11 protein-coding genes and 2 pseudogenes are annotated in these 13,940 nt (G+C 36.9%); 6 read left to right on the top strand and 7 right to left on the bottom strand.

Annotation, left to right across the window (positions count from 1 at the left end):
- Window positions 1–77 precede the first annotated feature (77 nt).
- The 7 genes and pseudogenes from L3081_RS11430 to L3081_RS11405 form a co-directional block, all read right to left on the bottom strand.
- Window positions 78–1,610: a glycoside hydrolase family 2 TIM barrel-domain containing protein gene (locus L3081_RS11430; RefSeq protein WP_242286226.1), complete on the bottom strand. Its 1,533-nt coding sequence runs from the start codon at window positions 1,608–1,610 to the stop codon at window positions 78–80.
- On the bottom strand, window positions 1,562–1,882 hold the full coding sequence (locus L3081_RS11425) for a hypothetical protein (protein WP_242286224.1): 321 nt from the start codon (window positions 1,880–1,882) through the stop codon (window positions 1,562–1,564). Before L3081_RS11425 ends, L3081_RS11430 begins: the two co-directional genes overlap by 49 nt.
- 2 nt (window positions 1,883–1,884) lie before the next feature.
- Window positions 1,885–2,301, bottom strand: a pseudogene (locus L3081_RS11420) (sugar-binding domain-containing protein); the annotation flags it as partial.
- On the bottom strand, window positions 2,250–2,624 hold the full coding sequence (locus L3081_RS29370; protein WP_476728550.1) for a hypothetical protein: 375 nt from the start codon (window positions 2,622–2,624) through the stop codon (window positions 2,250–2,252). The gene L3081_RS29370 and the pseudogene L3081_RS11420, both read right to left, overlap by 52 nt.
- 287 nt (window positions 2,625–2,911) lie before the next feature.
- A complete protein-coding gene (locus tag L3081_RS11415) occupies window positions 2,912–5,704 on the bottom strand; it encodes a TonB-dependent receptor (protein ID WP_242286223.1) in 2,793 nt (930 codons plus the stop codon).
- A 359-nt stretch (window positions 5,705–6,063) separates the two neighbouring features.
- Window positions 6,064–6,294, bottom strand: coding sequence for a helix-turn-helix domain-containing protein (locus L3081_RS11410; RefSeq protein WP_242287023.1), 231 nt, complete (start codon window positions 6,292–6,294; stop codon window positions 6,064–6,066).
- 106 nt (window positions 6,295–6,400) lie between these two features.
- Window positions 6,401–6,937: a hypothetical protein gene (locus L3081_RS11405; protein WP_242286221.1), complete on the bottom strand. Its 537-nt coding sequence runs from the start codon at window positions 6,935–6,937 to the stop codon at window positions 6,401–6,403.
- Between the two features lie 208 nt (window positions 6,938–7,145).
- Here L3081_RS11405 and L3081_RS11400 point away from each other — a divergent pair, with 208 nt between their 5' ends.
- The 6 genes and pseudogenes from L3081_RS11400 (at window position 7,146) to L3081_RS11375 (ending at window position 13,928) form a co-directional block, all read left to right on the top strand.
- A complete protein-coding gene (locus L3081_RS11400) occupies window positions 7,146–8,714 on the top strand; it encodes a sodium/sugar symporter (protein WP_242286219.1) in 1,569 nt (522 codons plus the stop codon).
- Between the two features lie 304 nt (window positions 8,715–9,018).
- Window positions 9,019–10,176, top strand: coding sequence for a cytochrome P450 (locus L3081_RS11395; RefSeq protein ID WP_242286218.1), 1,158 nt, complete (start codon window positions 9,019–9,021; stop codon window positions 10,174–10,176).
- A gap of 61 nt (window positions 10,177–10,237) precedes the next feature.
- Window positions 10,238–10,546, top strand: coding sequence for a 2Fe-2S iron-sulfur cluster-binding protein (locus L3081_RS11390; protein ID WP_242286217.1), 309 nt, complete (start codon window positions 10,238–10,240; stop codon window positions 10,544–10,546).
- A 37-nt stretch (window positions 10,547–10,583) separates the two neighbouring features.
- On the top strand, window positions 10,584–11,831 hold the full coding sequence (locus tag L3081_RS11385; protein ID WP_242286216.1) for an NAD(P)/FAD-dependent oxidoreductase: 1,248 nt from the start codon (window positions 10,584–10,586) through the stop codon (window positions 11,829–11,831).
- 156 nt (window positions 11,832–11,987) lie between these two features.
- A pseudogene (locus tag L3081_RS11380) lies at window positions 11,988–13,113 on the top strand (Zn-dependent alcohol dehydrogenase).
- Window positions 13,114–13,118: 5 nt separating this feature from the next.
- Window positions 13,119–13,928 carry an alpha/beta hydrolase gene (locus L3081_RS11375; RefSeq protein ID WP_242286214.1) on the top strand — a complete coding sequence of 270 codons (810 nt, stop codon included), beginning with the start codon at window positions 13,119–13,121 and terminating at the stop codon, window positions 13,926–13,928.
- Window positions 13,929–13,940 lie beyond the last annotated feature (12 nt).

The following is a 13,940-nucleotide window of genomic DNA, read 5'->3' as shown; positions in this document are numbered from 1 at the left end:
TGCATATACGCTCAATTATAAATAATTCCGTTAATATTTTATTGAGCTGTTATTTCTTTGATTAAAATAAAATAGAATTAGTCCACGTTTATGAACACCGATTGCGCTTTTAGCCCCTTTATTTTCGCAGTAACTTTAGCAACCCCACCAGATCGGTTTGATTGAATAATAGCTAAGGCCCTACCTTTTGACGTGATTAAGGTATCTGATTTGAAATTTTGAATATTATCTGGCGCGCCATTATCAACACCTAACAATCTGACGTCTCCTTGTATTTCGAAAGATACTTTTGCGTTACTTGTTTTGACTGCTCGACCTTTTTGGTCATGTAGTTGAACAACAAGATGCGCAACATCATAACCATCAGCACTTAGCGTAGCTTTGTCTGCCGTTAAATTAAAACCAACAACTTTAGATGTCGTTTCAACTTGAGTTTGTATTTCTTGTCCCTTAAACCCCGCTTTAGCGGTCAGTGTACCTTGTTCAAATGGTACAACCCAACGCAATAAACGGTCTGGGCTTTCTGACATACTTCGATAGCCTAATGAACGACCGTTAATAAATAATTCAACCGTGGCATGATTAGAAGCCACTTCAACTAAAATTGGCTCACCTTTACTATAATTCCAGTGCTCATTAGATTGCCTCCATCTATAACTTCCTTGATCATTAGCAACAGCTAACCCTGATAACTTATCAGCGCTAAAACCTGACTTAGTTAGTGAAAGCGTGCCAATGGAAAGGTGCGGCTCATTGACCCAAATACTTTTAAAATAATTCCGGCCTTGTTGTTTAAAACCAGATAAATCAAGTATGTCACCCCAACCACTTTTTTCAGGCCATTTCTGGTCGCGCTCACCAATATAATCAATGCCTGTCCACATAAAAATACTGAAAACCCCCGGATTCTCTAATACGTTTTTCCAATCATCCCAAGTGCCGGGATTTTCATTAATAGTTACTTGTTTATCCGGAAAATGTGTTTGCGCCCATGGAATAGTGACATTACGATAGCTATAACCGGCAATGTCAACGGTGTCAGCATAGCCACTAACATGGCTAACTTGCGGAACGATCATATTAGCGGTTGTTGGTCTTGTAGTGTCTAGTTCTTTTACCCAAGCACTTAGCTTTTTAGCTGTATCTGCCAGAATGTATTCACCTTTTTTAGAGGCTTCAAAGCGTTCTTTTAATTCTTTTGGTGAAAAGATTGGTGCACTGCCCCAATACTTTCCAGAGTTTTGAGGATCATTTGGATCTTCCCAAAAACCAGTAACGTAACGATAATGTAAATACGTCCACTCTATTTCATTACCAATGCTCCATTGCACTACACTGGGGTGATTTCTGTCACGCAACATAGTTCTGGTTAAGTCACTTTTTGCCCATTTTTGAAAATGCTCAACATAACCTTTGGATATTTCATCATCATGTCTTTCGTGATAATTTAATCGCTTATCTTTGGCATAATCAAATTCATCGAAAAATTCATTTTGTACTAAAAATCCCATTTCATCACATAAATCTAAAAACTCTTGTGAATAAGGATTATGAGTGGTTCTTATCGCATTAACGCCGGATCTTTTAAAGCTTGTAAACGGCGTTTCCAAACTCCCTTAGGAACAGCGGATCCAACTAAACCACCATCATGATGCAAACTAACCCCTTTCATTAGGGTTGACTTGCCATTAAGGAAAAACCCTTTTTTAGCTTCAAATTTTATACTACGAATGCCAAAGGGGGTTTCATATTGGTCAAGTACTTGTCCATCATTTTCTAATACGGTTATCGCCTTGTACATGGTAGGACTATCAACATCCCAAAGTTGAGGATTGTTCACTACAAATTTTTGCGCTAACGCCTTTTTACTTTTGCTTTTCACGCTTATTTTTTGCTTGCATTAGCAACTATATTACCTTGGTTATCGATAATATGAGTTGTAGCAGTCAGTGATTTTCTATTGTTAAATTCATTATTAATCTCGACTGATAAATTTATTGTCGCTTGTTTACTCGATACCTCAGGCGTAGTAATAAAAGTTCCCCAAATGGGAATATGTAATTTACTCACTGTGATCAGTTTTACATTACGATATATGCCACTTCCGGTGTACCAACGGCTGTCAACATAACGAGAATGGTCTACATGTACCGTTATCACATTATCGCTACCATCGCTTTTTAGGTGTTTACTTAAATCAAAATAAACAGGAGAATATCCGTAAGGGTTTTCTCCTAGCAACTGACCATTTAACCAAAAAGTTGCATTGTTATAAACACCATCAAATAAAATATAGGTACTTTTATTTTCAGACTTTTTAGGGGTAAGAAAATGTTTTTGATAAACACCAACCCCTCCCGGTAAATACCCCGTTGCTCCTTCAAGGTTTTTATCAAAAGAGGCTTCGACACTCCAGTCATGAGGTAAACGAACTTCTCGCCGCTAGTATCAGCTAACGGTATATTGGCGGGTAAAGAAGTGTTTTCAACCAAGGTAAATTTCCAGTCAAAATTAAAGTCAGTTTCTCTGATATGCTGACTAGTATCAAAATGACTTGCCTGAAGTTGTGAAGAAATTTGCACGAGCAGTAGCACGCAAAGTATTTTTTTTATCATTGCTTTCATTTGAATCACCGGTATGATTAATATAAATTGTTAACATTAAACAATATACACATCCATGAACGTTTTTACAATGCTGAATTATCTAGAAAAATGTTAATTAACCTGAACTCGGCTTAAGACATGGTTAACCTGTTGAAAAAATCGCTAAATACAAGGCATTTATTTCAATAACGAGTTGTTCTATTATTAAATAAAGATGTCGTTGGAGGTTTTAGCAAGTAGAAATGATCAAAAAAACGCTTTAATTCAAATGAACAAAGCGCTTTAATTGATTGAGAAAGATAAGGTTAGAACTTAAATGAAACCCCTACTTGGAAACGTCGTCCTGAGTACTGAATCAACGTAACTCTGTCACGAACATCGGCAAATTCAAGGATGTTTTCATTTGTTAGGTTAATTGCTTCAACATTTACAGTTAAATTTTCATTAAGATCATACGAAGCACTAAAATCAAACTGACCATAATCATCTGCGTGTTTCGGTAAACCACCGCCTACGTCACTTTGACGTTGTATTAAGAATGATTCACGCCAGTTATAAGCAAGACGAGCTTGAAATTCATCTTTTTCGTAAAAACCGATAATGTTATAAGCATTAGGTGAGAAACCTTCTACACCACTACCTGGAGAAGTTACACCAGGTTGTTCAAACACATCTGCTTCGCTGTCTTTACTTTTAGTGTAAGTATAGTTAGCTTGAATACCAAAGCCACTTAACCAACCCGGTAAATAATCAAAATAGTGTAATGCTGCTAACTCAAAACCACTCAGGGTTACACCGCTACGATTACTTTTTTGTGTAACGGTTTCTTTAACCACCCAATCATCCGTACCATCAAAATCTCGGTCAACCATAAATTCAGAATCTTGAACAAACGTTTGTGTAGAAATCCAATCACTGAAATCTTTGTAAAAAACATTCACACTGTAGCTATTACCATTTTCTTGGTAGTACTCAAGTGACAAATCAAATTGATTAGCAGTATAAGGCGATAAGTATGGATTACCCTGAGTACGGCTATAATCGGTTAAACGTACGCCTGCAACGGTCATATCAACACCCACATCTACAAGCGCAGGACGTGTCATTACCTTCGCCGCGGCACCTTTAAGAAAGATACCATTAAAGAAATCTAGGCTAACGTTAATGCTAGGTAAAAGTTCAGTGTATGAGTTACTTGCAGCAGTAAACACTGGAGCAGACGTGGTAACATCGATAATTTCACCATCATCTTGTATTTGATCATTCATGCTGATATCTAATACTTCAATAGCATAACCATTCGAGTCACTTTGCGTGTCGACATAACGTAAACCTAGGTTACTGTGCCAAGCAAAACTGTCGGTTTCACCTTCAAGATTTAATTGAGCATATAGCGCTAAAATTTCTTCGGTATTTTCTACTGAGGCATTTTGTTGTAATAAAGCATCACCCCAAGCATTATCTTGAGAAATAGTTTTCATTTCAGCAACGTAGTCAGATAGGTTATTGATGAAAAGAAAATCACGAGGGAATTCACCATCCACATCAGACAAGAAGTCACCCATTGAATTAACAGAGAATATGCTATCACTCATATCAATCAATGTTCCACACGTGTTAACCACTGAGCCACATTGCGTATCTATTGAATCATATTTATCAACCGTTTTTGTACGGTCTGTATAAGCAATACCAAAGTCAACAGAGCGATATATACCCGTATCTAGTTCGTAATTTGCATCAAATTTAACTTCAGTAACTTCATCTTCTAATTTATCGTCAGTAATCGAGTTCCAATGGGCTTTTGCACCTGCGGGATTATCCCAAGCAATAGAAGAGTCGATGTTTATAACATCTGTGCCTCGGCTATCAAAACGAATATAATCTGCGTCAGTTAAACCACCTTCATTGATAATATTTGGCACATACCAATCCCTTTGTGGGGTAGATTCAGATTTTGAATAAGAAACATCCCCTTCAAATGTCCATTTATCATAGAAAAACATAACATTATAACCAAATGCATAGGTTTTTGATGCTTCAGAACGTGTTTGAAATAAGCCATCAAGTGGATCTGCACTTTTTGTAGCAGCAAGTACTGTATTATCTTCAGAGATTACAACATCTTCAAAACCATCTCGGTGCAGTGGTGCTTGCATTCCATTACTAAAGGCATCACGGTCGAAATCAGTATAGAAAGTGTCAATTGTGTGAATAATATCGCTGTTTGGTGACCACTGTAATGTTAAGTTAGCACTGGTTCGTGAGCGTTCTTCTTCATCACTCATAAATTGCGCACGACCTGGATACCATACAGTAGAACCTGATGTAACTTCTGTACCGTCTTCATATTGAACAGGACCAGGCGCTCTTTGAGTATCACCCACTTGGAAATTATCCCAAAAAGCAGTTTCATGCGCATCAATGCGATTAGTGGTTTCAACATGAGAAAAACCAAATAAGAAACCGACCGTATCGTCATTAAACGTATTACTATAAATACCTGAAAACTTTGGTGTGGTTTCTTCAGCTAAATCGTTATACTTTAAATTCACTGAACCTGCAATATGTTGCCCTGGGCTATTCAATGGTCTTGCCGTATCAATAGTTACGTAAGAGCCAATGCCACCTTCTGCTATATTGGCACGAGAGGCTTTAATTATATTCGCACCCGATATAAGCTCTGAAGGCAGTATTTGAAAATCAAACTCACGACCACGCTCAGAAGTAGCCATAGTTCTATCATTTAATTTAACTGCATTGAATTTAGGACCTAAACCTCGAACAGTAATCGCTGTACCCTCACCATTCGTTCGAGAAATCATTACCCCAGGAATACGCTGTAATGATTCTGCAACGTTTTGATCGGGAAATTTACCAATATCTTCAGCAACAATACTGTCTTGAATTGATGAAGCATTTTTCTTTAAATCCATCGCTTCCGTTAAACTACTTCTTATGCCAGTTACTTGGATAACTTCTACTGACGCTTCTGATTTTGCCTTGTCAACTTCTTCAGCTGTAGCCTGAAATGCACCTAATGCAGTTGAAATTGCAATACTTATTGGCAATAAATTGAATTTACCTAATGTTTTCATGTCTTCCCCTCTATTTTTATCATCATATTTGTAATATTTTTTTGATCAATCCATGGAAAAAATGACTTAAGTCATGCATTGCCTGTTAGGTAAAACCTAAAATTAATTGATGAAACAATTACCAGACACCATTTCATGCTATAGCGAGGCACTAAACAAAACTAACATTATACAATCAAGAAATAACACATATTTGCTTTTGCAATCACATAACTAAAAATAAAACAATGATGAAAAACAAAAAGACTAACAATAAAACCAATTAAAACAATGCATTACATACCAGTCACATAACATAACCCACCTTCCTAAAGAAGTAGTTAAATTAAAAATGTCAAATATCAGGTAAAACAAAAAAATTATTGGGGCTTTGTTCGTGTTCGTTTTTGGACATTTTGCCTATATTTAAAAGGGGTTACTTCAAATTGTCTTTTAAATTGAGCAATAAAATGAGAGGGGCTAGAAAAGTATAATTCATAACTTATATCGGTAATAGAACGTTCAGTTTGGCTAATTAATCTTGCGGCACTATAGAGTTTATGACGTAAACAATATTCAGAAAAATTACACCTAAAAACCGTTTTAAACATGCGAGAAAAGTGAGATGGTGAAACAAAGCACATCTCTGCTGCTTCAATTAGGGTTATTTCAACACAGGATTTTTGACGAAATAAATTAATAACTGGTGATAACTTTTTATAGCCCGCACTCGAGTATATCGGTTTCGGTGTTAGGAGGTTTGACTGGGTGTGCATGCTCCGCAATCCAAAGAATTAATAATCGTAATAACGTTAAGCTAATACTACTCATAGGGTTTTCAAGATAACTTTGATGCAACCATTTAACTTGGTTTTGTACAATGGCTAGGTGATCATCTTCAAGTCGTAAATGCTGTCCGTGTTCAAAATAATTAGCGACTTTTTTTAATTCAGCTTCCGTATAAAGTTCAGGTGTAAACTGAATGATATACCATGATTTTTGCTTATTGTTTAACTCAAAATCATGGGTTTCAAGCGCAGGTGTATAAACAATATCATTATCGCGTAGTTCAGATTCACCCTGACTATAAAAATAATTCCCTTCGATTTGCTCAAAGATAATAATTTCATGTACTTCATGAAAGTGCATAAAGCAAGAATAAGGTGCATTAGGCTCATATTGCACTTTATGAATTTCAAACTGATACCCCTCTTCAATACAAAAAGGTTCACAATATACTTGTTCTTTGCTCATACTAACCCTCGAAGTAAAAATGACATCAATAGACATATATCTGATACTAGTTATTATGAATAACACGACTTACAACATAAATATAGCAAATATTTGATATTTATAGGTAGACAGTTGATATAAAACCCTTGGTTTTCATGTTTCAATTACCTTTCAATAAATAGTTAAATAACGTTACTCTGTCCGTTATTTAATCATAATAAAGGTAATGCCAATAATGCTAGACAACTTAGACTTCACTGTTTTTATCGCTTATGTCATAGGGCTACTCTGTATCGCTTTATGGATTTCACGTAACGACCATAAAGGGGATCGAAATACTGAGGATTATTTTCTTGCCAGTAAATCCCTGCCCTGGTGGGCAATTGGTGCTTCGTTGATTGCAGCAAATATTTCTGCAGAACAAATCATAGGCATGTCTGGCTCGGGTTATGCTATTGGGTTAGCCATTGCATCATATGAATGGATGGCCGCTATTACTTTGGTATTAGTGGGAAAATATCTATTGCCAATATTTTTAGAAAATAAAATATTCACCATGCCACAATACCTTGAGCAACGCTTTGATGGACGAGTTAAAACCACCTTAGCATTGTTTTGGTTAGTAGTTTTTATCTTTGTTAATTTAACGTCTGTTTTATGGTTAGGTGGGCTAGCAATACAAACGGTTGCGGGTGTAGATTGGATGTTCGGTATGATTTTTCTTGCTGTTTTTTCTGTTGCTTACTCGTTATATGGCGGTTTAAAAGCTGTTGCGTTTACCGATATTATCCAAGTAGTTTTGTTAGTTTTTGGCGGCCTATTCTTAAGTTATCTTGCACTAACGCAAGTATCAAATGGCGAAGGTGTTATCGCCGGGTTTAAGGTGTTAACAGAAAAAGTACCCGGTCATTTTGATATGATTTTAAGTTCAGATAACCCAAATTACATGAGTTTACCGGGTATATCTGTGCTTATTGGTGGCTTATGGGTAATGAACATAGGATATTGGGGATTTAACCAATATATTATTCAACGCGCTTTAGCGGCTAAAAGCATTCAAGAAGCACAAAAGGGTATTGTATTTGCTGCATACTTAAAACTACTAATGCCTTTTATAGTAGTACTTCCAGGCATAGCTGCCTTGATATTATTCCCCACACTCACAGCATCTGATCAAGCCTACCCTTCTATGATGGGATTAATGCCTTCCGGTATTAAAGGCTTAGTGTTTGCGGCCTTAGTCGCAGCAATCGTTTCATCTCTCGCGTCTATGACCAATAGTATTTCTACTATTTTCACTATGGATATTTATAGAAACCTTAAACCAAATAAAAGCCAACGTCATTATGTTCATATAGGGAGAATAGCAACACTGGTTTCACTTGCTTTAGCGTTAATGACTGCTGAACCATTACTAGGTAAATTCGATCAAGCCTTCCAATACATTCAAGAGTTTACTGGTTTATTCTCGCCAGGTATTACGGCCATATTTATTATGGGCATGTTTTGGAAGAGAACGACCTCAAGCGGAGCGTTATCGGCTGCAATTGGTTCAGCTTTATTTTCTATCGCGTTCAAATTTTTATGGCCAGAATTACCCTTTATGGATCGCATTGGTGTTGTCTTTATTCTATGCATTTTAATTTCGGTATTAGTATCTTTAATTGATAAACCAAGCGATCACGATACTTCTGTTCATATGGACACGATCAATTTTGCAACTGAGAAGTCATTTAATATTGCCGCATTAGGTTGCGTCATTATTTTAGTACTTATCTATAGTACTTGGTGGTAACGACCAAAATATCTTTAAAAAATAATCCGCAAAGATTAACAATGGATGACGAGTTCAAATAATTAATTCGTCATCTTTTTATAAAACGATAACCGGTAATCAAGTTTAATTCACGTTGTGCTGTTCAGATTGGCACACCTAATTTTATTACCTGAATCAACTAAATTGAAAAACTTGCGAAACAAACGTAAGAAAAAGCATTAATTTGATATTTTTGACTAAAAATACTGTATTTCAGCCTACCGACATGCAGTAACATGGTTAACAATTGACAAAATAACCTATTAAATAAATTGAGGCATTTATGACAACAAGCACTTTCCCTGATCCATTCGAACAAGCTCGACTAAACGAGGGTACGAGTACAATTGATGATCAAAACGATCCAGTAACAATGGTTTTAGGCTTAAAAGATGTACGCAAATGTGCTCATAATTGGAAAACATTTCAATCTGGTGGAGAAGAAGTTGGGCGGATCGTCGTGCCTTCTGAAGCAGCCATTAGAGATACACGCCAAATTCCATTTGAACTGGATCCACCGGAACATGGTTCCTATAGAAAATTAATAGAACCATGGTTTAAACGACCACTGCAGGCTGACTACCAACGTAAACTCAAAAAGATCATTGATGAACTGATTGATGAAGCGGTTAGTTTGGATACTATTGAAGTCGTCGAAGATTTTTCACTTAAACTACAATCACGGGCATTAACCTTATTATTAAACACCCCTTATGAAGAATCTAAACTTTGGATTAGTTGGGGAACACATGTTTTTCGTAGTAAAGACACAGAATTAAACAAAGATAAAGCCGACGTTCTTTACGATTATTTAGATGAACAAATAGAAAAAGCGATTGCTACGCCAGGTGAAGACTTATATTCATTTTTACTCGGAAGTGAAGTCAATGGTAAACCTCTTACAAAAGAAGAGGTAAAAGGTGTATTAAGTCTAACGTTTGCAGGTGGTCGAGACACAATAATTAATGCGGTTACCAATACAGTTGCGTATTTAGCAGAACACCCTGAATCGTTAGAACGCTTGAAGAAAGAACCCGAAATAACGACCAAGGCAGTAGAAGAACTTGTGCGCTATTTCTCTCCATTAACTCAAATGGGTAGAGTAGTAACAGAAGACACGCAAGTATGCGAACATGCGGCAAAAGCTAACAGCAGAATTTCACTGTCTTGGGCGTCAGCAAACCGTGATGCTTCTGTATTTGAAACCCCTAATGATGTAGTGCTTGATCGTAAATTAAATCCACACGTGGGTTTTGGTTTCAGTACCCATAATTGTTTAGGTGCTACTCATGCAAGACAATTACTTGCCATTTTAATAGGCTCGTTATCAGAAAAAACAAGCTCTATTGATATTATCAATAAAGAAGAAAACATAGAAGATTTACAGCAGTTTCAACGTAAGGTTGGGTTTCACTCACTCAACGTTTCATTCAACCGTTAATAAGATCATCGTAAAAAACTAACGTTAAAGATAAACCAATTAAAATTAAAAAGGAAAAACAATGGCTAAAGTTACATTTATTACACAAAGCAACGACGAGATCACTGTTGAAGCAGAGTCTGGGTCAGTCATGCAACTTGCGGTTGAAAATGGTATTGAGGGTATTGACGGTGACTGCGGTGGGGTTTGTTCTTGCGCAACCTGCCATGTTTACGTTGCACCAGAGCACCAACATAAAATAGGTGCGGCAAGTGAAATTGAACAGGATATGTTATCCCTTGATGACAATGTTAACGAATATAGTCGACTATGCTGTCAGATAGATGTATCTGATGAAATTGACGGCATTATTTTAACCGTTGCTGTTTAATATTATTCCACCAAAATAGACTATGAAGGATAAAACAATGCCATTATCAGTTACTCAAACCTGTATTATTATTGGTGCTAGCCATAGTGGTGTTACCGCGGCTTTTGCGCTTCGTAAAGAGGGTTGGCAAGGTGAAATCATTATGATTGATAGTGACCCTGCGGTTCCTTATCATCGACCACCCTTATCAAAAGCTTATTTAGCCAATAGTAATGAGGTTACCCCTCCCCTATTAAAACCCATCGCGAGTTATGAAAAAAACAATATTACACTAATGCTAGGTAAGCAAGTGAGTAAAATTGACAGTAGTAATAACAACATCACGTTACAAAACGGTGACTTACTGAGTTACGACAAACTTATTTTGGCAACAGGTGCTAGTCCATTCATTCCGCCCATTACTGGTATCGACACTGCTCAGAATCTGTTTACATTACGTACCCAAGCAGATGTCGAAAATATTCGTTCCGCTTTTCTGGCCAGTGAACAAAAACGTGTTGTTATTATTGGCGGCGGTTATATAGGCCTTGAAACCGCCGCATCTATAAAAAAAATGGGGGGAGATGTTAGCGTACTAGAACGAGAACCTCGTTTGCTTGCCCGTGTTACTTCACCTGAAATGTCAGCTTTTTTTCACCAATTACATGAAAATAATGGCGTTACTATTAGTACAGAACAAAATGTACAAGCAATTAAAACCACAGAAAATACTCAAACAATTGTTTGTGAAAATGGCAGTGAATACCCAAATGATATAATTATTGTTGGTGTTGGCGTTAAAGTTAATCAAGCGCTAGCTCAACAAGCGGGATTAACCATTGATAATGGCATTGTAGTTAATGACCAATGCCAAACAAGTCACCAGAACATTTATGCTATTGGCGATTGTGCTTACCACCACAACAAACATTATAACTGTTGGTTGCGACTAGAGTCAGTACAAAATGCGGTAGATCAAGCCAAAGTTGCCGCTTTATCTATATGCAAACAAGATGCTTGTTATGATGCTTTACCTTGGTTTTGGTCTGATCAATTCAACATAAAATTACAGATTGTTGGTTTATCAACAGGCTACAACAATTTAATTGTTCGAAAAGAAGCTGATGATGAAGAAAAATTTTCTGTCTGGTATTTTAAAGATGAAGAATTACTTTCAGTTGACACCATTAATCATGCTAAAGCCTATGTTTTAGGCACAAAAATAATAAAAAACCAAATGATAATTAATAAAAATTCATTATCTAATAGCGATATAGCACTGAGCCTAGAAACATTAAGTCAATAAATTGATAAGGCAACAGTGTTATTAAATTCTTAAAACAAAGCATATATTGATCGTTTTTTCATTTTTATTCTTGTTTACAACCGTCGTCTACAGAGTCGTAGTTAATAGAATTGAATGATTAAATCAGAAAAATATAATACCAAGAAGTGTATTACAATGATAAAAGCAAAAGCAGTTATTTCAAATGGAAAAGGAAAGTTTGAATTAACAACGGTAAATATTGGCAAGCCAGGTATTGGCGAGGTACGTGTTAAAATTAAAGCCTCTGGTATTTGTCACACAGATTGGGATTCAATTCAGCATTGGGATAAAACCTTTATTGTGGGGCATGAAGGAGCAGGAATTGTTGAAAGCATCGGTGAAGGTGTTTCTGACTTAGCTATTGGCGACAAAGTTATTTTAAATTGGGCCATCCCCTGTGGTAAATGCTTTCAATGTCACGAGGGTAATTTGCACATATGCGAGCAGAACTCTCCCGTTTGTGGCTGTGAATTAGCCGGACATGCACATGTCGAAAGTACAATTCATAACAAAGCCCCCATTGAGCGCTCTTTTCATTTAGGCACTATGTGTGAATATGCTGTGGTTAAAGCAGAAGCTGCAATAAAAATACATAGTCAAATACCCTACACCGCAGCGTCTATCGTTGGTTGTGGGGTAATGACGGGCGGGGTTCTGTGGTTAACGCTGCCAAAGTTGGCGTTGGAAGTAGCGTTTGTGTTATTGGCTGTGGTGGCGTGGGTTTAAATGTTATTCAAGCAGCAAAACAATCCGGTGCTACAAAAATTATTGCTATTGATCTAAACGAAGATCGTATTGAGCAAGCCAAAACATTTGGTGCAACTCACGGTGTAATCTCAACTAAAGACGATATTGATTTTGTTAACGTTAAAGCTCAAGTGCGCGCATTAACGAATGGCCGTGGTGCAGATTACGCCTTTGAATGTACTGCCATTCCGGATTAGGGTCTGCCCCACTTGCGCTAATTCGTAATGCGGGTACCGCAGTTCAAGTCAGTGGTATAGAACAACGCATTAATTTTGATTGTGAATTGTTTGAATGGGATAAAATTTATATCAATCCACTTTATGGCATGTGTAACCCTGCCCGTGACTTTGACCGTATTCTTCAATTATATGACAACGGCGACATGAAACTTGAAGAATTAGTCACGAAAACCTATACCTTAGAAACCCTTGCTGACGGATTTGACGATATGCTAAATGGGCGAATCGCTAAGGGCGTGATCGTGATTGATTCATCAACGGAAGAACAGGCTTAAATCCTATGGCAATTTTACGCGTAGAAAAATCTAATTCTGCTTATACCCAGGAAAATACAACAACATTAACCTTGTATAGTAGTTTTCTTGGCAAACGTGAAAATATCACTATTTACCACTCAAAACACCTAAGTAACAACACTCCCATTATAGTATTATTACATGGTGTGTATGGTGCTCATTGGGTCTGGATGGAACTCGGTGGCGCTCATCTTGTATATGAACAGTTAAAGCAACAAGGTTTAAATGATTTTGTACTGGTGATGCCTTCTGACGGTAGTTTATGGGAGGGTTCTGGGTATCTTCCGTTAACTCAACATGGAGACTTTGAGCGCTTTTGGATTGTCGAAGATGTAATTAATGGCGTTATTGAAAACATTGACGGGTTAAGCCGGCAAAGTAATGTCTACATTTGTGGCCTTTCCATGGGCGGATACGGTGCTTTAAGGTTAGGGGCAAAATACCCTGAAAAATTTAAAGGTATTTCAGCTCATTCATCTGTAACGTCATTAGATGATTTGCAAACATTTATTGAAAACCCAATAACAGATTATCAATGTGATTTTGAACAAGAAGCTGAACTCAATTTTTGGTTTGATAAAAATGCTAAATCATTACCGCCAATACGTTTTGATTGCGGTGAGAGTGACGACCTATTTCAAAGTAATTTACTGTTATGTGAATCACTCGACAGCCTTGGAGTTAACTATAAGTTTGAAGCATTAACCGGCAGTCACGAATGGCCATATTGGCATAATAATTTAGCAAAAACGCTCTGGTTCTTTGATCAAATAGAAACAACCAATTCAAACTAAGTGCTTGATTTA

It is taken from the genome of Colwellia maritima (genome assembly GCF_022669015.1).
Classification (GTDB): Bacteria; Pseudomonadota; Gammaproteobacteria; order Enterobacterales; family Alteromonadaceae; genus Colwellia; species Colwellia maritima.
This window is presented reverse-complemented; position numbering and strand designations above follow the sequence as displayed.

Excerpts from the sequence above, each read along its gene's own strand:
- L3081_RS29370 (WP_476728550.1), bottom strand. The coding sequence starts at position 2,624 with ATGAAAGCAATGATAAAAAAAATACTTTGCGTGCTACTGCTCGTGCAA.
- L3081_RS11415 (WP_242286223.1), bottom strand. The coding sequence starts at position 5,704 with ATGAAAACATTAGGTAAATTCAATTTATTGCCAATAAGTATTGCAATT.
- L3081_RS11410 (WP_242287023.1), bottom strand. The coding sequence starts at position 6,294 with ATGTTTAAAACGGTTTTTAGGTGTAATTTTTCTGAATATTGTTTACGT.
- L3081_RS11405 (WP_242286221.1), bottom strand. The coding sequence starts at position 6,937 with ATGAGCAAAGAACAAGTATATTGTGAACCTTTTTGTATTGAAGAGGGG.
- L3081_RS11400 (WP_242286219.1), top strand. The coding sequence starts at position 7,146 with ATGCCAATAATGCTAGACAACTTAGACTTCACTGTTTTTATCGCTTAT.
- L3081_RS11395 (WP_242286218.1), top strand. The coding sequence starts at position 9,019 with ATGACAACAAGCACTTTCCCTGATCCATTCGAACAAGCTCGACTAAAC.
- L3081_RS11390 (WP_242286217.1), top strand. The coding sequence starts at position 10,238 with ATGGCTAAAGTTACATTTATTACACAAAGCAACGACGAGATCACTGTT.
- L3081_RS11385 (WP_242286216.1), top strand. The coding sequence starts at position 10,584 with ATGCCATTATCAGTTACTCAAACCTGTATTATTATTGGTGCTAGCCAT.
- L3081_RS11375 (WP_242286214.1), top strand. The coding sequence starts at position 13,119 with ATGGCAATTTTACGCGTAGAAAAATCTAATTCTGCTTATACCCAGGAA.